Origin of the sequence: Anaeromassilibacillus sp. Marseille-P3371 (genome assembly GCF_900169665.1) — a bacterium.
GTDB lineage: Bacteria > Bacillota > Clostridia > Oscillospirales > Acutalibacteraceae > Anaeromassilibacillus.
Genome location: NZ_LT835157.1, coordinates 3,320,509 through 3,341,031, shown reverse-complemented (window position 1 = coordinate 3,341,031; position 20,523 = coordinate 3,320,509). Strand labels below are relative to the sequence as shown.

Annotated in this window: 23 protein-coding genes and 1 pseudogene; 5 read left to right on the top strand and 19 right to left on the bottom strand. The window is 49.5% G+C overall.

Going from position 1 to position 20,523, the window contains the following annotated elements:
- Positions 1-22: 22 nt before the first annotated feature.
- The 3 genes from B9Y59_RS16335 to B9Y59_RS14040 all read right to left on the bottom strand — a co-directional run bounded on the left by B9Y59_RS16335 (position 23) and on the right by B9Y59_RS14040 (position 2,150).
- A complete protein-coding gene (locus B9Y59_RS16335; protein ID WP_085534223.1) occupies positions 23-622 on the bottom strand; it encodes a permease prefix domain 1-containing protein in 600 nt (199 codons plus the stop codon).
- Positions 623-639: 17 nt separating this feature from the next.
- Positions 640-963 (bottom strand): PadR family transcriptional regulator, encoded by a 324-nt coding sequence (locus tag B9Y59_RS14045; protein WP_054324504.1) that lies wholly within the window; start codon positions 961-963, stop codon positions 640-642.
- A 329-nt stretch (positions 964-1,292) separates the two neighbouring features.
- Complete coding sequence (locus B9Y59_RS14040; RefSeq protein ID WP_054324505.1) at positions 1,293-2,150, bottom strand: DegV family protein; 858 nt, start codon at positions 2,148-2,150, stop codon at positions 1,293-1,295.
- Between the two features lie 211 nt (positions 2,151-2,361).
- On the opposite strand from B9Y59_RS14040, the gene B9Y59_RS14035 reads away from it, so the two are divergent.
- Positions 2,362-2,898 carry an O-acetyl-ADP-ribose deacetylase gene (locus tag B9Y59_RS14035; RefSeq protein WP_054324533.1) on the top strand — a complete coding sequence of 179 codons (537 nt, stop codon included), beginning with the start codon at positions 2,362-2,364 and terminating at the stop codon, positions 2,896-2,898.
- Positions 2,899-3,075: 177 nt separating this feature from the next.
- Here B9Y59_RS14035 and B9Y59_RS16330 read toward each other — a convergent pair whose 3' ends face one another.
- The 3 genes from B9Y59_RS16330 to B9Y59_RS14020 form a co-directional block, all read right to left on the bottom strand.
- A complete protein-coding gene (locus tag B9Y59_RS16330) occupies positions 3,076-3,732 on the bottom strand; it encodes a permease prefix domain 1-containing protein (RefSeq protein WP_085534221.1) in 657 nt (218 codons plus the stop codon).
- Between the two features lie 17 nt (positions 3,733-3,749).
- Positions 3,750-4,073, bottom strand: a complete 324-nt coding sequence (locus B9Y59_RS14025) for a PadR family transcriptional regulator (RefSeq protein ID WP_054324504.1) — start codon at positions 4,071-4,073, stop codon at positions 3,750-3,752.
- 329 nt (positions 4,074-4,402) lie between these two features.
- The gene (locus B9Y59_RS14020; protein ID WP_054324505.1) at positions 4,403-5,260 is read right to left on the bottom strand and encodes a DegV family protein; all 858 of its coding nucleotides are present in this window, start codon (positions 5,258-5,260) and stop codon (positions 4,403-4,405) included.
- Positions 5,261-5,471: 211 nt separating this feature from the next.
- Here B9Y59_RS14020 and B9Y59_RS14015 point away from each other — a divergent pair, with 211 nt between their 5' ends.
- From B9Y59_RS14015 to B9Y59_RS16325, 3 genes are all read left to right on the top strand, one after another.
- Positions 5,472-6,008: an O-acetyl-ADP-ribose deacetylase gene (locus tag B9Y59_RS14015; RefSeq protein WP_054324533.1), complete on the top strand. Its 537-nt coding sequence runs from the start codon at positions 5,472-5,474 to the stop codon at positions 6,006-6,008.
- A 1,040-nt stretch (positions 6,009-7,048) separates the two neighbouring features.
- Positions 7,049-8,065 carry a hypothetical protein gene (locus tag B9Y59_RS14010; RefSeq protein ID WP_085534219.1) on the top strand — a complete coding sequence of 339 codons (1,017 nt, stop codon included), beginning with the start codon at positions 7,049-7,051 and terminating at the stop codon, positions 8,063-8,065.
- Between the two features lie 259 nt (positions 8,066-8,324).
- Positions 8,325-8,642: a GNAT family N-acetyltransferase gene (locus tag B9Y59_RS16325; RefSeq protein ID WP_242967331.1), complete on the top strand. Its 318-nt coding sequence runs from the start codon at positions 8,325-8,327 to the stop codon at positions 8,640-8,642.
- Between the two features lie 1,113 nt (positions 8,643-9,755).
- On the opposite strand, the gene B9Y59_RS14000 is transcribed toward B9Y59_RS16325, so the two are convergent.
- The 5 genes and pseudogenes from B9Y59_RS14000 to B9Y59_RS13980 form a co-directional block, all read right to left on the bottom strand.
- Complete coding sequence (locus tag B9Y59_RS14000; protein WP_085534217.1) at positions 9,756-10,310, bottom strand: hypothetical protein; 555 nt, start codon at positions 10,308-10,310, stop codon at positions 9,756-9,758.
- Positions 10,303-10,665: an MmcQ/YjbR family DNA-binding protein gene (locus B9Y59_RS13995; protein ID WP_085534215.1), complete on the bottom strand. Its 363-nt coding sequence runs from the start codon at positions 10,663-10,665 to the stop codon at positions 10,303-10,305. The genes B9Y59_RS14000 and B9Y59_RS13995 overlap by 8 nt, the downstream gene beginning before the upstream one ends.
- A complete protein-coding gene (locus tag B9Y59_RS13990) occupies positions 10,662-11,444 on the bottom strand; it encodes an SDR family oxidoreductase (RefSeq protein ID WP_085534213.1) in 783 nt (260 codons plus the stop codon). The genes B9Y59_RS13995 and B9Y59_RS13990 overlap by 4 nt, the downstream gene beginning before the upstream one ends.
- 52 nt (positions 11,445-11,496) lie before the next feature.
- Positions 11,497-11,706: pseudogene (locus B9Y59_RS16870) on the bottom strand (TfoX/Sxy family DNA transformation protein); the annotation flags it as partial.
- Between the two features lie 32 nt (positions 11,707-11,738).
- Complete coding sequence (locus B9Y59_RS13980) at positions 11,739-12,461, bottom strand: DUF434 domain-containing protein (RefSeq protein ID WP_085534209.1); 723 nt, start codon at positions 12,459-12,461, stop codon at positions 11,739-11,741.
- A gap of 326 nt (positions 12,462-12,787) precedes the next feature.
- On the opposite strand from B9Y59_RS13980, the gene B9Y59_RS13975 reads away from it, so the two are divergent.
- Positions 12,788-14,155 carry an MATE family efflux transporter gene (locus tag B9Y59_RS13975; RefSeq protein ID WP_085534207.1) on the top strand — a complete coding sequence of 456 codons (1,368 nt, stop codon included), beginning with the start codon at positions 12,788-12,790 and terminating at the stop codon, positions 14,153-14,155.
- Between the two features lie 209 nt (positions 14,156-14,364).
- Here the strand turns inward: B9Y59_RS13975 and B9Y59_RS13970 are convergent, their stop codons facing one another.
- From B9Y59_RS13970 to B9Y59_RS13940, 8 genes are all read right to left on the bottom strand, one after another.
- Complete coding sequence (locus B9Y59_RS13970) at positions 14,365-14,754, bottom strand: metal-dependent transcriptional regulator (protein ID WP_054324510.1); 390 nt, start codon at positions 14,752-14,754, stop codon at positions 14,365-14,367.
- A gap of 43 nt (positions 14,755-14,797) precedes the next feature.
- The gene (locus tag B9Y59_RS15470; RefSeq protein ID WP_143255322.1) at positions 14,798-14,974 is read right to left on the bottom strand and encodes a FeoB-associated Cys-rich membrane protein; all 177 of its coding nucleotides are present in this window, start codon (positions 14,972-14,974) and stop codon (positions 14,798-14,800) included.
- A 27-nt stretch (positions 14,975-15,001) separates the two neighbouring features.
- Positions 15,002-17,191: a ferrous iron transport protein B gene (gene feoB / locus B9Y59_RS13965; protein ID WP_054324511.1), complete on the bottom strand. Its 2,190-nt coding sequence runs from the start codon at positions 17,189-17,191 to the stop codon at positions 15,002-15,004.
- A 303-nt stretch (positions 17,192-17,494) separates the two neighbouring features.
- The gene (locus tag B9Y59_RS13960; protein WP_054324512.1) at positions 17,495-17,719 is read right to left on the bottom strand and encodes a FeoA family protein; all 225 of its coding nucleotides are present in this window, start codon (positions 17,717-17,719) and stop codon (positions 17,495-17,497) included.
- Between the two features lie 21 nt (positions 17,720-17,740).
- Positions 17,741-18,031 (bottom strand): FeoA family protein, encoded by a 291-nt coding sequence (locus B9Y59_RS13955; protein ID WP_242967330.1) that lies wholly within the window; start codon positions 18,029-18,031, stop codon positions 17,741-17,743.
- A 458-nt stretch (positions 18,032-18,489) separates the two neighbouring features.
- On the bottom strand, positions 18,490-18,897 hold the full coding sequence (locus tag B9Y59_RS13950; RefSeq protein ID WP_054324513.1) for a flavodoxin: 408 nt from the start codon (positions 18,895-18,897) through the stop codon (positions 18,490-18,492).
- Positions 18,898-18,977: 80 nt separating this feature from the next.
- Positions 18,978-19,538, bottom strand: a complete 561-nt coding sequence (locus B9Y59_RS13945; RefSeq protein WP_054324514.1) for a DUF3793 family protein — start codon at positions 19,536-19,538, stop codon at positions 18,978-18,980.
- A gap of 338 nt (positions 19,539-19,876) precedes the next feature.
- Positions 19,877-20,296 carry a MerR family transcriptional regulator gene (locus B9Y59_RS13940; RefSeq protein WP_054324515.1) on the bottom strand — a complete coding sequence of 140 codons (420 nt, stop codon included), beginning with the start codon at positions 20,294-20,296 and terminating at the stop codon, positions 19,877-19,879.
- Between the last annotated feature and the right edge of the window lie 227 nt (positions 20,297-20,523).

Here is a 20,523-nt window from a genome sequence, read left to right as displayed (position 1 = left end):
TCTCCAAGGACTGTGCCACATGTTAGAGGATGCAGTGGAGGGGATCGCTTCCTATNGAAAAGCTCCAAATTCGGAAGATAAAGCTGACGAGCAAATAAATTGCAACCACAATGCTCCAATAAGCCCCTTTAAACGCATTCAATGCATCGCGTTGGCGGCCATTTTTGACGTGCCATTCCTTAAATTCTTCCACAATGGTATCGTCTGCACGGGAATAATGTGGCTTCGTCATGCCATTGTAAATAAGCAGTCCTGTCGCCGCAGCGATAAAAAGGAACATTCCTCCAATCCCCCATGTTCCAGGGAATAGGATCACTAGAAACGGGCTCATGATATACAGGGCAACGGCAATTGCCGTACATAATGCACGTATGCGGGATTCATGCGCTGGAACCGGTTCAAGAGGGGAGGGGCCCCGCGCGCTGTCAATCAGCTCATCGATATCGCCAATACTCCGGATGACCGCATTATATGCGTCCTCTTCAGACATCCCCTGGCGGAGGCGGTCGTTATACTTTTCAACGAGATTGGAGAATAATTCTTCGCGGAGATCCTCCATCCGGCGCGTTTTGGGAGAATTTGCAAAAGCATGTTCCAAATAGACACGAATACGGTCAATCATAGGTGGTAGTCTTCCTTTCACAAAATCAATTTGTCGATCAGGTCCTTCGTGTGCGCCCATTCTGCGATAGCGGCCTGATACTGGGCACGCCCTTCTTCTGTAATGGTGTAATAACGACGCCGGGCGCCTGTTGTCTCATCTCCCCAATAAGAGAGAATGAGCCCCGCCTGTTCCAGCCGCCGGAAGGCCGTATAAAGAGTGGCCTCCTTGAGCTCGTACTGATTGCCGGTCTTTTCTTGGACCGCCTTGTTGATTTCATACCCATAGCTGTCCTTTTCGATCAGCTGCCTTAAAATAATTGTGTCCGTGTGCCCGCGGATCATGTCGGCTGTGATGGACAATCCAGTTCACATCCTTTCTGAGTTATAATATAATACAATATACCTCGCCTGTCAAGGTATGTTAAAAATAAAAACTTTCGTAGGGTTCATATGGTCAGGCATTGCAATAAAAGATCCTCAGTAAAGCCGAAGAGTCGTTTATCGAAAAACCCATACTGGTCATTAGACCAGTATGGGTTTTTCGATAAACGGAGAGGATGGGCCCAAAATCATGAAATGACTTAAGGATACTCTCGTTTTTTAAATACCGCTATTTTTGCTTAAAGAAAGGATTTCACTTTCCTATAAATCGAAAGATTCGTAACTTTAGGACGCCCTCCAAAACCAGTTTATTTGGTAAGGAAGAGAACTCCCAATGTATTGGGTCCACAGTGGCAGGAGATGGTACAGCTGGCCCTTGTGACGCAGATTTCTCGGAAATCTGCAACTTCCTGTATCGTATTGCGGACCAGATCAATATACTTCTCAGAGATGCCAGAATGGGTGATAAAGACCCGATCCAGCACCAGGTCTGCCCGGTCCGCCAACTTGTCCCGCGTATATTGAGGCAGGACTTTTTCCAGATTTCCACGGTATTTTTTGCCCACATTCATGGCGCCACCGCGCAAATTGTTTACCTCAATACAGGGTTTTAAACGCAATAAATTGGCGCCGAGTGCCGTCACAGCGGAACATCGTCCTCCGGCGTGCATAAATTCCAAGGTATCTAGAATAAAGCTGGCATGTGAGTGAGTGGCAAGGGCCGAAACCTCCTGGTAGATTTGTTCAGCGGGCATACCATGGGAGATACGCCGGCCTGCTTCGATCACCAACAGGCCCATACCGGTGGACAGGCTGCACGAGTCGATGACGTAAACATGTCCCAACTCTTGGGCCGCCAACCGGCAATTTTGATGGGCAGCAGAGAGCGCAGATCCCAAGTTGATATGGATGACTTCGTAGCCTTCTTCGACCCATTGCTTAAAATATTCGTAGAACTCCATCGAGCTGATTGCGGCGGTTTTAGGAAGCTGCTTTTTCTCCCGGTAGGCGAGATAGAGGTCCTCTGGCTGAATATCCACGCCATCCATATATTGTTGCCCGCCGAGTATGATGTGATAGGGAAAATACTGCACTTGATAGCGCTCTTTCAGTTCCGGACTCAGGTCACAGGTGCTGTCTGCGCTGAGAATGATTTTATTGGCCATGCTTTCTCCTCCCGTATAGCCTGTATAGCTGTCCAAACAGAATCACACCGCCCAATCGGTGTGTCCAAAAAGTTTCAAAATCCGGGCATCCCGGTGATTGCTTTTATGATACCGCGTTTCGTTGCCCTTTTCAATATGGAAATAAAAAGGACGTTTGCTTTTTATACAGAGAAAGGATACAATGGAAAAAACGACGGAAGGAGCGGACCACATGAATTTGCAAATTGTGCGAGGGGACATCACAGTTCGAAAGGTCGATGCGATTGTCAATGCCGCTAATACAACCTTGCTTGGAGGAGGCGGAGTGGATGGAGCCATCCATCGTGCGGCTGGCCCGGAACTTTTGGAGGAATGCCGCACTTTGCACGGATGTGAAACTGGAAAAGCCAAAATTACAGGGGGATACCGCCTTCCAGCACGCTATATCATCCACACGCCCGGACCGATCTGGCGGGGAGGAACGAGCCATGAGGCAGAACGGTTGGAAAGCTGTTACCGTTCTTGCTTGGAACTGGCAGAGAGCAATGGCTGCCGGACCATCGCTTTTCCGTCCATCAGTACGGGAGTCTACCATTTTCCGTTGGAGCAAGCGGCTGAAATCGCTGTGCGTACAATCCTGCAATATGGAAAGGGCAAAACAAGGATTGTATCTGTAGAGATGGTGTGCTTTGACGACCGGACAAAAGCAGCCTATGACGCTGCCTTGAAACTGGCAGAAAAGAACGCCGCTTTAATCCCCAACGAATAGGAACGAACCTCTTTGTAGACAAAGTGGTGGTTAGAGTTCCTCTCCAAGGACTGTGCCACATGTTAGAGGATGCAGTGGAGGGGATCGCTTCCTATTATAGGATGACCCTAGAAAGATTCCAGCCCATTATGCTTTATGAATCCGTTCCAACCAGACGGTTTATGAGGAACAAGGCTACTAAAGTACGGTGCTGTGGATGTAGTAACGCGAATTTACCGCCAGGGGTACAGTTATGGGTTCTGTTGGTATCAATGTCGCAAAGCACAAACATAGCCCCATTGTAGGTGGAGGGGATCGCTTCCTATTATAGGATGACCCCNCAATGCTCCAATAAGCCCCTTTAAACGCATTCAATGCATCGCGTTGGCGGCCATTTTTGACGTGCCATTCCTTAAATTCTTCCACAATGGTATCGTCTGCACGGGAATAATGTGGCTTCGTCATGCCATTGTAAATAAGCAGTCCTGTCGCCGCAGCGATAAAAAGGAACATTCCTCCAATCCCCCATGTTCCAGGGAATAGGATCACTAGAAACGGGCTCATGATATACAGGGCAACGGCAATTGCCGTACATAATGCACGTATGCGGGATTCATGCGCTGGAACCGGTTCAAGAGGGGAGGGGCCCCGCGCGCTGTCAATCAGCTCATCGATATCGCCAATACTCCGGATGACCGCATTATATGCGTCCTCTTCAGACATCCCCTGGCGGAGGCGGTCGTTATACTTTTCAACGAGATTGGAGAATAATTCTTCGCGGAGATCCTCCATCCGGCGCGTTTTGGGAGAATTTGCAAAAGCATGTTCCAAATAGACACGAATACGGTCAATCATAGGTGGTAGTCTTCCTTTCACAAAATCAATTTGTCGATCAGGTCCTTCGTGTGCGCCCATTCTGCGATAGCGGCCTGATACTGGGCACGCCCTTCTTCTGTAATGGTGTAATAACGACGCCGGGCGCCTGTTGTCTCATCTCCCCAATAAGAGAGAATGAGCCCCGCCTGTTCCAGCCGCCGGAAGGCCGTATAAAGAGTGGCCTCCTTGAGCTCGTACTGATTGCCGGTCTTTTCTTGGACCGCCTTGTTGATTTCATACCCATAGCTGTCCTTTTCGATCAGCTGCCTTAAAATAATTGTGTCCGTGTGCCCGCGGATCATGTCGGCTGTGATGGACAATCCAGTTCACATCCTTTCTGAGTTATAATATAATACAATATACCTCGCCTGTCAAGGTATGTTAAAAATAAAAACTTTCGTAGGGTTCATATGGTCAGGCATTGCAATAAAAGATCCTCAGTAAAGCCGAAGAGTCGTTTATCGAAAAACCCATACTGGTCATTAGACCAGTATGGGTTTTTCGATAAACGGAGAGGATGGGCCCAAAATCATGAAATGACTTAAGGATACTCTCGTTTTTTAAATACCGCTATTTTTGCTTAAAGAAAGGATTTCACTTTCCTATAAATCGAAAGATTCGTAACTTTAGGACGCCCTCCAAAACCAGTTTATTTGGTAAGGAAGAGAACTCCCAATGTATTGGGTCCACAGTGGCAGGAGATGGTACAGCTGGCCCTTGTGACGCAGATTTCTCGGAAATCTGCAACTTCCTGTATCGTATTGCGGACCAGATCAATATACTTCTCAGAGATGCCAGAATGGGTGATAAAGACCCGATCCAGCACCAGGTCTGCCCGGTCCGCCAACTTGTCCCGCGTATATTGAGGCAGGACTTTTTCCAGATTTCCACGGTATTTTTTGCCCACATTCATGGCGCCACCGCGCAAATTGTTTACCTCAATACAGGGTTTTAAACGCAATAAATTGGCGCCGAGTGCCGTCACAGCGGAACATCGTCCTCCGGCGTGCATAAATTCCAAGGTATCTAGAATAAAGCTGGCATGTGAGTGAGTGGCAAGGGCCGAAACCTCCTGGTAGATTTGTTCAGCGGGCATACCATGGGAGATACGCCGGCCTGCTTCGATCACCAACAGGCCCATACCGGTGGACAGGCTGCACGAGTCGATGACGTAAACATGTCCCAACTCTTGGGCCGCCAACCGGCAATTTTGATGGGCAGCAGAGAGCGCAGATCCCAAGTTGATATGGATGACTTCGTAGCCTTCTTCGACCCATTGCTTAAAATATTCGTAGAACTCCATCGAGCTGATTGCGGCGGTTTTAGGAAGCTGCTTTTTCTCCCGGTAGGCGAGATAGAGGTCCTCTGGCTGAATATCCACGCCATCCATATATTGTTGCCCGCCGAGTATGATGTGATAGGGAAAATACTGCACTTGATAGCGCTCTTTCAGTTCCGGACTCAGGTCACAGGTGCTGTCTGCGCTGAGAATGATTTTATTGGCCATGCTTTCTCCTCCCGTATAGCCTGTATAGCTGTCCAAACAGAATCACACCGCCCAATCGGTGTGTCCAAAAAGTTTCAAAATCCGGGCATCCCGGTGATTGCTTTTATGATACCGCGTTTCGTTGCCCTTTTCAATATGGAAATAAAAAGGACGTTTGCTTTTTATACAGAGAAAGGATACAATGGAAAAAACGACGGAAGGAGCGGACCACATGAATTTGCAAATTGTGCGAGGGGACATCACAGTTCGAAAGGTCGATGCGATTGTCAATGCCGCTAATACAACCTTGCTTGGAGGAGGCGGAGTGGATGGAGCCATCCATCGTGCGGCTGGCCCGGAACTTTTGGAGGAATGCCGCACTTTGCACGGATGTGAAACTGGAAAAGCCAAAATTACAGGGGGATACCGCCTTCCAGCACGCTATATCATCCACACGCCCGGACCGATCTGGCGGGGAGGAACGAGCCATGAGGCAGAACGGTTGGAAAGCTGTTACCGTTCTTGCTTGGAACTGGCAGAGAGCAATGGCTGCCGGACCATCGCTTTTCCGTCCATCAGTACGGGAGTCTACCATTTTCCGTTGGAGCAAGCGGCTGAAATCGCTGTGCGTACAATCCTGCAATATGGAAAGGGCAAAACAAGGATTGTATCTGTAGAGATGGTGTGCTTTGACGACCGGACAAAAGCAGCCTATGACGCTGCCTTGAAACTGGCAGAAAAGAACGCCGCTTTAATCCCCAACGAATAGGAACGAACCTCTTTGTAGACAAAGTGGTGGTTAGAGTTCCTCTCCAAGGACTGTGCCACATGTTAGAGGATGCAGTGGAGGGGATCGCTTCCTATTATAGGATGACCCTAGAAAGATTCCAGCCCATTATGCTTTATGAATCCGTTCCAACCAGACGGTTTATGAGGAACAAGGCTACTAAAGTACGGTGCTGTGGATGTAGTAACGCGAATTTACCGCCAGGGGTACAGTTATGGGTTCTGTTGGTATCAATGTCGCAAAGCACAAACATAGCCCCATTGTAGGTGGAGGGGATCGCTTCCTATTATAGGATGACCCCAGAAAGATTCCAGCCCATTATGCTTTATGAATCCGTTCCAACCAGACGGTTTATGAGGAACAAGGCTACTAAAGTACGGTGCTGTGGATGTAGTAACGCGAATTTACCGCCAGAGGTGCTGTTATGGTTTCTGCTGGTATCGGTGTCGCAAAGCACAAACATAGCCTCATTGTAGGTTTAGGGGGAGTGCTTCCTATTACAGGATGACCCCAGAAAGATTCCAGCCCATTATGTTTTATGAATCCGTTCCAACCAGACGGTTTATGAGGAACAAGGCTACTAAAGTACGGTGCTGTGGATGCAATAACGCGAATTTACCGCCAGAGGTGCTGTTATGGTTTCTGCTGGTATCGGTGTCGCAAAGCACAAACATAGCCCCATTGTAGGTTTAGAGAGCGAAGTTTAGGCGGATGTGTTCTCCGCCTTCAATACGATGAATGGGCTCAATTGTCTGTTGCGGAGAATTCGGGGTTGTACTACGCCGTAGGGCAAAATAAAAGGAGGACTTGTGGCGGCTGAACATTACCGCTATCGCTCGCTCAGAGTCCTACTTGACAGCGGTCTGTCCACCTTTTATTCAGAAGAGAGCCACAGTAGCCGGATGTGTTCTCATTTGAGACGTCCAAGAAAAAGGAATATGTCGTACCGGTTGGTATACTCAAAAACAGGGATTTTTGAGGAATTCGGGACGGGCCATTCGGACCAAAGAGGAGAAATACAGATGAACTTTTTATCTTTAGAAGAGATGTACCAAAAATGGCAGGAGCTCCTTGTGATTGGCAAAACCATAGAACGTGAGAGCTACAACGATTATATTCTGGGTATGACGTTGGCCGATGAAGCGAAGCTCTATATTTTGGAGGCATATCGGGAAACGGAGCTTTCTAAATATCGGAGAAGAGGCGTTCGGAATCAAAGAAGCATCTTAAAAGAGCCACAAGAGATATGTTCCCGGTATTTACACTGCTGCAGTGTCCAATTGGGTGGGGAAAGCTTGCATATACAGGGCGGTACTGCCAGTCCCATGAAATATGGTTTACAGGATTATGGAACAATCCAATTGTTTTTAGACCTGATGACCGCGGGATGGAAAATTCCCCGATGGCTCAAAAAGGAAGATTGGGAGAACCTGCAGCTGGTAACATTGGATGTCGCCGGTGTAAAAAAATTGCCGGAATATGAGCCGAATATGCCGGTAACCCTCCAATACGAGCCGAAACGGATTCCGCATTTTCTTGAAAAGACACTCACTTTGACGGTCGGGAAAAGCCGTTCTTTCCACTTCTTAGATCATCAGGGGGATGAGGTGCAATGCTATATAAATGATGTCTCCCTAGTTGATGTATGGGAGGATGTGGAAAACCAGCTTCGTGACCCAAAATACACACAGGGGATATCCCCAGCAGAAGTTCAGCAGATAAAGAGCCATTTTTATAAAGTGTTGGAGGAAAACTGTCCAAGGGATATGCGCTATGTCTGCCTTGAATACGAATGTAACAAGGAGATCGACTTGCAATTCTACTCCAAACAATATTTGCAATCACGCCCGAAAAAGCAAAAAGGATGTTCCGGCTGCATCGGGGTGTGCTCAAAGCCAAGCCGCCTATTTGGAGCGCATCATCTTCCGCTAAAAAGCTGCGTGTTGCAGACAGCCGTCCCACCGGACACCTCGAAAATTCCCGCAGAGTTATTTCTTTACTTTGAAGAAGCGGATGTGAGGGAAGAAACTTTTTGCTAACGTTTCATGTGCATGCGATGAATGGGGATAATCTTGCAAGGACGCGAGGATACTAAGAGAGATGTATCCGAGATGTTTTTAAAGGATAACTTGGTTCTGCTGGGGAACCTTCCGCGAAAGGGCAGCCCTCTAGCGATTTTGCAATGCGCAAAATAGATTAAAAGGGGTACATGCTCCATCGCATCAATCAGAAAAGATTTTGATATAAGGGAACAGAGATAGGGTTCAGGGTCAAACATACATACAAGAAGGACAAGTCATGAAAATCATTCCATCCTTGGAAACAGAGCGCCTTCGCTTACGGGCGTGCACAGAGGATGGTGTAGAAGCCATTTTTGTCCTATTGCAGGATGAGGAAGTCAACCGTTTTTTACCGATGTTTCTTCTGCAAACGTTGGAGGAAGCGCGGGAGTATTTGCGAAAAGAGTGTTTGAGATGCAACCCAACGGAAGGTAGCTGCATCTATGCTATTTGCTTAAAACCGGGTGGTTTGGTAATCGGGTATAGAAAGGCTAATAGCAGCTATGACTGGGGATATGCGATTCAAAGAACATATATTGGAATAAGGGGACTGTGACAGAAGCTGGCTGAGCTGTGTTGGAGCAGCTTTAAAGGGAAGGTATTCCCTATATCACAGCTACACGCGATGTAGAAAACCTGCAAAGTGGGACAGTCATACGGAAACTTGACATGAAATATTGTTGTTCCTATGAAAAACAGTGGAAGCCTAAAGACCGGCTGGTCATATTTCGCATGTACCAGCGGAATTTCGACGGATATGAGCAATGTGTATATAAAGAATACGGGAACCGGTATCCGGACCATTTTATCGAAGAGACGGCAGAAATTTTGCTGGTTCGTGAATAGGCAAACAAAATAAAAAAGCGATGTAGAAGCGGCCCAACAAGGGACACTTTTTTACATCGCTTCTTTTCGATCAGAGTGAACTATTAACGCTTATAGCGGGATTACAAGGCCAAATATCCGGCAAGGATAGAATTCAGATTGACCAGAAGAAATCATTGGCTTATAGAAAGAGTCCTGAAATGGTTTGTGCTTCATTCTATCGAAGAGACGACGGGCGTCCTACCGGTTCGCGAACGAGCAGCCAAAATAAAAAAGCGATGTAGAAGCAGTTCGACAAGGAACGCCTTTTACATCGCTTCTTTTCGATCAGAGTGAACTATTAACGCTTATAGCGGGATTACAAGGCCAAATATCCGGCAAGGATAGAATTCAGATTGACCAGAAGAAATCGTTGGCTTATAGAAAGAGTCCTGGAATGGTTTGTGCTTCATTCTATCGAAGAGACGACGGGCGTCCTACCGGTTCGCGAACGAGCAGCCAAAATAAAAAAGCGATGTAGAAGCGGCCCAACAAGGGACACTTTTTTACATCGCTTCTTTTCGATCAGAGTGAACTATTAACGTTTATAGTGGATTACAAAGCCAAATATCCGGCAAGGGTAGAATTCAGATTGACCAGAAGAAATCGTTGGCTTATAGAAAGAGTCCTGGAATGGTTTGTGCTTCATTCTATCGAAGAGACGACGGGCGTCCTACCGGCTCGCGAACGAGCAGCCAAAATAAAAAAGCGATGTAGAAGCGGCCCGACAAGGGACACATTTTTACATCGCTTCTTTTCGATCAGAGTGGGCCATTTAACGCTTATAGCGGGATTACGAGATCCTTTATTCGGCAGGGATGGAATCCAGGTTGTCCAGAAGAAACTGCTGGGCCTCATAACGGTAAAGAATACTCAAATAGTGTGCACCGGTTGTTAGGGCCTCGCGCCATTCCGATGTGATCCCGATCGCTCTCCCATTGGCAGTTGGTTCCTTATGGCGCTTATCGTTGCGGACGACTTCCTGTAAAAGCCCTTTTTGTACCAGCCACTTGGTCAAATCGGTCGCTTTTATCTTCTGTACACATTCTAGGTCGGCTGCTGCGTTGAGGGCCTCTGCAAACTTTGAGATAGGAATGGGCTCATGCACCAGAAGAACCTTTTGTTTTTGTTCCGGGGTTAGGAAAAATGGAGGCAAGTTTTTCCGACGTGCCTTAACGGAGCGAATTTCCTGTTGCATAGCGCGCTCAATCAGTATTTCTACATAGGAAAAGCATCGCGCTAAGCGCGGCTGATTCAGGACGGTATCCTCTGGAAGGGGCCGGTCGGTGAGCGGGTCGATACCGCCTGCGAGCTTGTGAATGTACATTTTTGCGCGCTGCATCGTCTCCCATTCATTCATGTGGCGTCTCCTTTCTGGCGCGGCGGGTCTTGGGCCTTGTCCGGTCGTAACTTTCCCGAATCATGGCATAGAATGTATCCGTAGGAACATCCGAATCCGGTAAAACCGTGTTCCAATGTTCCTTGTTCATGTGGTATCCCGGTGTAACGCCCACATAGACCCTGCGGAAAAATTCTGCCTGCATGGGTTCACATTTTAAATTGATGCACAGTTTTCCCTCTCGTTCAAAGAGCATCGCAAAGCATTTGCGATTTGCCCGATGCCGGACAACCGTCCAATTTGGATCGTCAAAGGGGGCGTCCTCATAGGTGTCCGGAAAGGTGAGACAGAGATCCAACAGTTCCTGGCGAGTCATCGTGTGCCTCCCGGGCGGTACACCCAGCCGCAGTCTCCGTGGTAGATCATCTGCGTGGTCATACCACCGTCGATGGTCAAATTTTGTCCTGTGATAAACGAAGCATCTTCACTACATAGGAATCGCACAGCGGATGCGATGTCCAGGGGCGTTCCTACACGCCCTACAGGATGTTGCAGCTGGTCTTCCCTGGAATGAACCGGCCCGGCAGAAGGTTCATGGTAGGGAGCGGTCTCAATCCATCCAGGGCTAATCGAATTGACCCGCACATGTCCGGCAAGGCTGACACTCAGGGCGTGGGTGAGTGCAGAAATGCCCCCTTTCGCTGCCGTGTAACTCTCTGTATCGGCCTGGGACATAAATGCCCGCGTGGAGGCGATATTTATCACAGAGGCGCCCGGAGTAAAATGATCACGGAACAAGTTTGTCAGATAATAGGGCGCCGCTACACCAACCTGTTGTACATAGAGAAAATCGTCATAAGAGCAGTTTGAGAGGATGCCTTTGCGACTCAGACAGGCGTTGTTGACCAGGACATCCACAGCGCCAAAGCGTTTCAAAACTTCTGTAGCAAACCGGTCTAGAGTGGCCTTTTCGGCGACATCGCCTGGGAAATAAAACACAAGGCCGTCAAACCGCTGTGTAAGCAGTTCCCCAGCTTCCCGATCCATGTCTATGACGGCGACAAAGGCACCGTCGGAGGCGAACGATTCTGCGATACAGCGGCCGATCCCGTTCGCTCCTCCTGTTACTACACAGACACAACGTGTTGTATTCATAGAATCCTCCCCAATCATGGTTTTTTATGGTCCGGATAAAGGACTTTAAGGCTTCTTCGACAGGCCTCTCCAAGTCATACCAGGCGCGAATATCGCGCAGAGTGCCTTTCAGCGCACAGAGGCGGTTGTAATAGCGGATGAATCGATGGTTTGAATACGGCCGCTGCCAAGATCTCCGGCCTCCAACTGAACGTAGAGCCTCCGGTGTAGAGATTCCTACCGGTTCCAGTTGCGATTCGATGGCCGTGCCGGTATTCGGCAATTTTGCAAGTTCTCTCAAAACGATGCCCTCCGTTATGAGGCTGTCCTACCGGACAAATCAGTAAAGGTGAAATCCGGCAGGGCGGTTTCGATGATCGTACGGCACAGATTCACCCAGCCGCGGCAGCGGTTGAGGATGATTGCGTCCCCAGTGGCAACGCAGTCCTTGTCCCACAAAAGAGCATCTGCATTGGGAACCAACAGAGGCTCTAACGGAAGGTTTCGCTCCTGGGCACGCGCCACGAGGCGTTGGCTCAGCCGGCCCGAGTTGGAGACAGGCGCATCCAACACAAGGACAGAGCGGTCCGGTTGGAGACAGGCCAAAGCATCGAGAAGCAGCGAAATGGCCGAGTCGGTCTTATCGATCAGACGATAGCTTCCGTGTAGGCCGCAAAGGTCGCGTGCAGAACCATCCATACAAAGCAAAACCGTGGAACCGGAGAGAGCAGCTTCCAATGGAATGATGGTATTGAACCCATCGATCCAGAGCGTTTTTCCCTGTAAGGGCCCAGAGAATAACTTTTCCTGGCGCAGCATGACATCATGGTGAGAGGAGGTGGCGCGAATCAGCGCCATGCGCTGCCGAGAAGAAAATTGAAACCGGTCTCCAACAAAAGTGGTGGCCCGCTCCACATCGTATCCACGGTCCAGGAGATAAGCGACATCCGTCTGGGCTTTTTGAAGCAAACACAGGGAGGCGCCCTGGAAATCGCGGGCGTCCGTCGGGACAAACCCGCGTCGCACACATTCGGACATGACGGTCCCCCCTTTCCCGGCCGGAGCCGGGGGTATCTATGTTTAGCTTAACGGCATTTCTAGGGAATGTCAAGCGCTTGCTTTATAGGAACAGTTTACGGGCGAAAACAGAGGGAATATGCGAGGGAGAAGCCCTTTATAAGCCATGAGGACTTGACATTTTTGGGGGTACATGGTAAGGTAAAAACGGTTCATCGGAGGGCTTGTGATCGCAATTGCAAAGCCGGATAAGATGTCGGGTGCCGCCCGGTATTTTATCCGGCTTTTTTGTGTATTTCCAAGTCTCTAAGAAAAAATGAAGGAGTTTTATAGCACGGGGGGATTTCATGAAGGGAAACCACAACTTTACAGAAGGAAAAATTTTGTCACCGCTGATTCGTTTCGCCTTACCGGTGCTGTTAGCACTCTTTTTGCAGGCGATGTATGGAGCAGTGGACCTTCTGGTTGTCGGCCAATTCGGGACTGCGGCAGACGTATCGGCGGTCTCCACAGGGAGCCAGATCATGCAGTCCATTACGGTCATGATTACCGGGTTGGCAATGGGGATCACCATCCTGACTGGCCAGAAAATTGGAGAAAAACGGCCGGATGAGGCGGGAAAAGCGATTGGCAGCGGCATTTGCCTGTTTGCTGCCCTGGCAGTGTGTATTACGGCTGTGATGCTTCTGGCAGCCAATCCTCTGGCGGTTGTCATGCAGGCGCCAGAGGAGGCGTTTTCCCGAACAGTTACCTATGTACAAATCTGTTCCGCAGGGACCGTTTTTATCGTGGCATACAATGTCCTGGGCAGTATTTTTCGAGGAATCGGAGATTCCAAGATGCCGTTGATCACTGTAGCGATTGCCTGTGTGCTGAATATCGTCGGGGATGTACTGTTTGTTGCAGGATTCCATATGGGGGTAGCGGGTGCCGCTTTAGCGACGATTTTGGCGCAGGCAATCAGCGTGTTGTTGTCTATCTTAATCATCCGAAAACGTGAGTTGCCGTTTGTTTTATCAAAGAAAGACATCCGTTTTGACGGACGGCGAATCGGAAGAATCGTCTGCCTAGGCGCTCCGATTGCCCTCCAAGACCTGCTGGTAAATATTTCGTTTCTGGTTATCATTGCCATTGTCAATACATTGGGAGTGGTGGCTTCTGCGGGGGTTGGTGTGGCTGAGAAGCTCTGCGCGTTTATTATGCTGGTATCTTCCGCATACATGCAGTCGATGTCCGCCTTTGTCGCGCAAAACATCGGCGCCAACCGGCCGGATCGCGCCAAAAGGGCGCTCTTTTGCGGGGTATCCACGTCGGTTTTGGCAGGACTGCTTATGGCGTATCTATCCTTTTTCCACGGGGATCTCCTATCCTCGCTCTTTGCCCGCGACCCAGAGGTTATTTTGGCTGCGGCGGATTACTTAAAAGCCTATGCTTTGGACTGCATGTTGACCTCCTTCCTGTTCTGCTTTATGGGGTATTTTAACGGGTGTGGGAGAACTGTATTTGTTATGATCCAGGGAATCATCGGCGCATTTGGCGTGCGTATTCCAATCTCCTATTTGGTCAGCCGGATGGCAAACGTTTCACTATTTCATATTGGTTTAGCGACCCCTGCCTCCTCTCTGGTACAGATCGCTTTGTGTGTGGGATATTTTCTGCTGCAAAACCGCAGGCAAAAGCAAACGCTTTTGAAGGAGGGCGGACAGCCTGTTTAAAGGGGGTTCAGGGGGATTCGGTTATATCCGGTAGATGGAATTTCAAGGAGTACCCAGGACCTAAAATGCGAGGGCTGTGCTTTTCCGCTTCTAAGAACCGAACGCAGGGAACGTGGAAGGATGAAGAGTTGTATTGTATCAGAAAAGGAGCCGCACGGGAATCTCCGTGCGGCTCCTTTTTGGATCACATATATAGGATTGGGAATGACTTATGATTGGATTTGTTCGGACCTTTCACAGTCCAGCACGGCGGAAGCCATGCGTTGTACACCGGCGTCGGACAGGTCGCACAGACAAACGATCGCGTCATGGCGGGAATCCTGCTCGGACAATCCCAACTGATTCCGAAAGAAAGAAAACAGCAGGAGATAATCGGTGTAAAGCTTGTTGGAAAGGCGCGCACCTTCAGGCGTGAAGGTTGCAGCACCGTAGTATTCCTTTTCGATCAATCCATCTTCTGCCAGGGAATTGAGCATTTTCGAAACACTGGGCTGTTTGACGGAAAGCGAAGAGGCGATGTCCTTTGAGTGGACCGCGTTTCCATTTTGGCCCAACTCATGAATGATAAAAAGATAACGTTTTTTTCCTGAAGAGAGCAATGGAGATGCTCCTTTCTTGATACGGACTGAACAGCGGGCCTCATCAATTCACTTGATGCTTTTGAGTAGGCTCTACGGAATGGCAGCAGTGCGGGCAATTGCTACAGCTTCCACTGCAACCACCCTTGCTGCCACAATCGCAGGTACCGTGTTTCACCAAATAACGAATTGCAAGTCCAAAAAGGACCGCGAGCACCGTTGCAATGAGAAAGGTTACCATAAAAGTCTCTCCTTTCTTAGAAGAGCATTAGGCGTTTGCAGCAGCCGAACGGCGCTTGAGCTCTGCTGTACGGTTCGGGTCCGGACGGAACAGCAGGAAGAGGGTCAATACCAGAAGAATGATTGCTGCCACAGTGCCAACCGTGAAGCCAGCGCCGGAGAACAACATACCGAACTGATAGATCATCAGGGCTACACAATAGGCAAATACGCACTGATAGCCAATAGCGAAAGCCGTCCACTTTGCGCTTGCCATTTCACGCTTAATGGCGCCAATAGCCGCAAAGCACGGTGCGCAGAGCAGGTTGAACGCCAAGAACGAAAGCTTAGTGCTGAGAGTCGGCAACATGTTGGCAACAGCGGTCCACAGGCCTGGATCGTCTTCGCCGGCATCCGCCAAACCGAAGAGTACGCCGAAGGTGCTGACCACGTTCTCCTTTGCCACAAGGCCGGAGATCGAAGCGACCGTTGCCTGCCAGTTGCCAAAGCCGAGCGGTGCAAAAATCCATGCAACGGCATTGCCAATGTAAGCCAAGATACTGAAGTCCATCTGGTTCACAGTGGTGTCTTCCATATCCAACAGGCCAAATGCCGCGCCGCCGCTTGCCCAGCCAAAGTTGCTGAGGAACCAGATCACGCCGCAAGCAACGAAGATAACGGTACCAGCTTTTACGATAAACGCCTTGCAGCGCTCCAACATATGAATCAACACGCTCTTCGGAGCGGGGGCATGGTACTGCGGCAGCTCCATCACAAACGGAGCCGGATCGCCGGCAAACATTTTGGTCTTTTTCAGCATGATACCGGAGATGATGACAGCCGCAACGCCAAGGAAATAGAACAGAGGAGCGACCCAACCGCCCTGTTCTGTGCCGAACATGGCGCCAAACATGAGGGCAATGATCGGCAGTTTTGCGCCGCAGGGGATAAAGGTCGTGGTCATAATGGTCATACGGCGATCTTTTTCATTTTCAATGGTCTTAGTGGCCATAACACCCGGCACGCCGCAGCCGGAAGCGATCAACATAGGAATAAAGCTCTTGCCGGAGAGGCCAAACTTGCGGAAAATACGGTCCATGATGAATGCAACACGCGCCATATAACCACAGTCTTCCAAAACCGACAGGAAGAAGAACAGGATGAACATCTGTGGGACAAAGCCAAGGACGGCGCCCACACCGCCGATGATACCATCGACAATCAGGCCGTTGAGCCAGTCCGCAGCACCGGCTGCTTCCAGCCAGCTGCCCACCGTGGGCTGAATCCACTCGCCGAATAAGGTGTCGTTTGTAAAGTCGGTTACGATGGTGCCGACTGTGGTAACAGACACATAATAAACAATAAACATCACCGCGATAAAGATCGGCAGAGCCGCCCAGCGGTTTGTAACAACGCGGTCAATCTTGTCGCTGACCGTCAGGCCCGAGCGCTTCTTATGTACGCAATTTTTCATGAGCTTTGCAATGTATGCATAGCGCTCATTCGTGATGATGCTCTCGCTGTCATCGTCCAGTTCCTTCTCAACCGAGGAGATCGCTGCTTCCAAAGACTCCTTGGTCTGCGGGCTGAGTTTGCACTGTGCATTTACGCGCTCATCGCGCTCGAACAGTTTTACCGCATACCAACGCTCATGTGCCACAGGGACCTGGCCATGGACTGCGTTTGCTACATGGTCGAGGGCTTCCTCAACCGTCTTGGAAAACTCGTGCTTCGGAACAGCTGCCTTCTTGGCCTTAGCCAACGCAATCGCGCGCTGGGCAGCTTCCATGGAACCGGTTCCCTTGAGTGCGCTGGTCTCAACGACTTCGCAACCCAGAGCGGCGGAGAGCTTTTGAATGTCGATCTTGTCTCCATTCTTTTTCACCAGGTCGATCATGTTCAGCGCGATGACCACAGGAATCCCAAGCTCCAAAATCTGCGTTGTCAAATAAAGGTTACGCTCCAAGTTGGTTCCGTCCACCAGATTGATGATGGCGTCGGGCTGCTCATTGAGCAGGTAGTCGCGGCTTACGACTTCTTCCAACGTATAAGGGGAAAGGGAATAAATACCCGGCAAGTCCGTGATGATGACATCCTTATGCCCACGGAGTTTTCCCTCTTTCTTTTCGACCGTAACGCCCGGCCAGTTACCAACGTACTGGCTGCTGCCGGTCAAATCATTGAACATGGTGGTCTTGCCGCAGTTCGGGTTACCGGCAAGCGCGATTTTCATTTCCATTCCGATGTTCCTCCTCGATACAATTGTTAGTTGTGGCTAACTTGCGGGTGCTTTAAACAATTGAGTCTTCGACAAGAAAAGGCCGGATGAGATACATTCTTCCAGACCAGTCCTCTTCTGCCGCACACAACCGCAAAGAATGGATTCGATGCAGGATCTATGCGGCAGAAATACTCTTTTGATAAAGTCCGCAGCCCGTCAGGGGTGGAAAGACGCCCAGCAGATTACAGCACCTGAAAGGGGCTCTCCCTCCGAAGGACGCCAAGGAAACCGCCCGGTAAAAGGGGGCGGCACATGGGGATTTTACGCCTCTAAGCAGATGTTTTCTGCCTCGCTCTTGCGGATTGAGAGTTCGTAGCCGCGTACGTTGATCTCAACCGGGTCGCCAAGAGGCGCAACCTTGCGCACATAGATCTGTGTTCCCTTTGTGATGCCCATATCCATGATGCGGCGCTTGAGAGCACCTTCGCCGGTCAGCTTCGCCACGGAAACGGTCTCACCACACTTTGCTTCCTTCAATGTTCTCATGATGTTCCCTCCTAAAAGAAATCAGGCTGTAAGAATACGGCTGGCCATCGATTTGCTGATTGCCACCCGGGTCCCTTTCACATTGACGATCATGTTGCCGTTCAGTTCAGAGACGACAGAAACCTGTGCTCCTTCTGCAAATCCGAGGTTATGCAAGAACCGGCGGACTTCGTCTTTGCCGCGGATGGCATGTACCTCAACGGTCTTGCCTGCTTCCGCCATGGCCAACGGCATCAACATGACCTGGGGGCCGCTGGTCGGTTCGGATGTTTCCTGAGCAGCCGTACGCAGGACAGCTTCTTTTGCAAACATATCCGTCACTCCTTTTTAGAAAAAAGTTAGATATGGCTAACTTTTGTGTGTTTTATTAGGGGTTAGCGAGAGCTAATCCCTTTTCTGCGGATACTAGTTTACACCAGCTAACTTGTGTTTGTCAATAGGTTTATAGAATTTTTCCCAGATTGCAGCAAAGGCGCCAAAGTCTGGGGCTCATTTTACAAACCGGTTGGAGAAAAGCAAAGGGCCCGGCGAATCCGCCGGGCCTCTGCGACTAAGGAAGAAAATATCTGTATGGAGTACCTTGTAAGCAATGTAATAATACTGTAGGGGGAGACGTCACGCCGGATGCGACTGGCATCCGGCAGTCGTCCCGTATGGAGTACCCTATAAGCAATTAGTGATGACTCTTGATAACAAGGTTAAGAGGAAGCTGAACCGGATGCTTATGCATCCGGCAGCTATCCGAAAATGGGATACAAAGAGAAACCCAATTAAAAAGCAGCAAAACGTTTGCCGAATTCCTCACATTCGGCCTCGTCGGGTGCACCGTTGGCCATCAGGCCTTCCTCAAAAAGTTGTGCGCCGTCGCCGGACACACGGTCCTGCCAATCGCGCATCCACTGCCCGTCGCCCCAACCATAGGAGCCGAACAGTGCAACCTTCTTACCGGAAAGGCTGCCTTCCACTTCGGCGAAGAAAGGCTCAAATTCGCCCTCTTCCAAGACTTCGTCGCCCATCGCCGGGCAACCAAACGCAATCTTTTCATACTGTGCAACGGCGGAAGCATCCGCCTCCGAAACCGACAGAACATCGGCCTCCCCAATGCCGGCTGCAATTGCATTTGCCATAGCCTCTGTGTTTCCAGTGCCCGTCCAATAGATTACTGCTGTTTTACTCATATCAAAAACCTCCTGATTTGCGCGACGCTGCGAGACCTAATTTTCTCCGCCCGCGCGGGTAAGTTGGAAATAATCATCCTTTATGCCGCAGGAAGAGCAGCAAGTATGCGTTGAAAAGAGATTCCCTGCTTGAGATGTTCGCAAAACATTCGCGAGCACTGCTCGTATTTTTCAAACAAATATTTTGCATATTCCTCATCGCCGTATACTTTCCACATACCGCAACACTTGCAATTACGGCCCTTTTCCCGGATAAAACCGGCTACGTCTTCCATGGGATATCCAAGGAAACAGCCGATCTCGTGAGGAAAACCTTTTTCCATGCGGACCCGATGTTGCAACCAGGCGAGCATGGAACCTAACCCTTTCGAGACGGGATACCCAAACCGCCGCAGGCAATCCTGAACATCTGCACGGTTAAGCTGTTGTCTCAATAATCTTTCACGGTAAACCAATGTCAATGTGCGTGATCCGCACGCGCAAACGGAAAAGGTCCGAATGCCCTTGGATTCCAGTAAGCCTCGATAAGCGGTAAGCTGTATACCGCAAGAGGCGGGGCAGGAAAACAGGTTCGACGGCTTAATTCCCGCAAGAACGGGTGCGCAATTGCGCGCCAGCATGGATTCAACCGTGTCCGCCATGGGCTTCCCTCCCGAAAAGTTGGTTAGTTGCAGCTAACTGATAGCTGAAAAAGAAAGCGCGTTTTAGGAGAGGTTTCCATTGATTCGCGCCACTCTGTAAGATACGGTGCCGTTGGCATGTTTGATTGATTTTTGGTATCAAAACAAACCACCAATGAACCCACCGATGAAACGGGAAATAATCGTTTTCATCGGAATGTTGTTTTGATTAGCATGTGCTAACCGTGGTTCTATAGTATCATCCACATTTCGGAATGTCAAGTAGTTTGCTGCATGTTAGCTGTGAATAAGATGGGAAAAAGCCCAAAAATGGCTTTCCAAAGCCGTTCTTAGCCATTTCAAAAGATCCGATCGCGATAGGAATCCCAACGGGGAAGTGGAATCCCCTGCTCGATTGCCGCTTGAATATCCCGGTAGTAGGCGAGCTTACGTTCGACATGCTTGAGATCCTGCTGCATTTTTGCCAATTGTTCTTCCACGCGGATCTTTTGCTCCTGTAACAGGTGGAGAATATCGCCGATGTGCTGGGGCTCTTCCTCTTCGTAGGAAAAGAACTCTTGCAGCTGAGAAATGGACATACCCGTGCGCTTGAAGCAACAGATCGTCCGAAGACGGTTGATGTGCTTTTGAAGGTAGATGCGCTGCCCGCTTTCCGTCCGGGCGATGTCAGTCAGAATGCCCATATCCTCGTAGTAACGCAATGTGGAAGCAGGGAGCTGAAACATCTGAGAGACTTCTTTTATTGTATAAGATTGCATGGCAGCCTCCTTATCCTATATCGATGATGATCGGTTCCCAGTATACGTTAAAGAGGGACCTTTTGTAAAGATACAGGAAGCAGAAAAGAGGGGCTTTGGCCAACAGGTTAAGTTCCATAATATGGACAATTTGCTCGTAAATATGGAGATTTGTTTCGTTGGAACAAACTGAAAATAAATTCGATAGCTTGTCTAAGAATTTTGTATGGATTATTCATAAGTCGCTA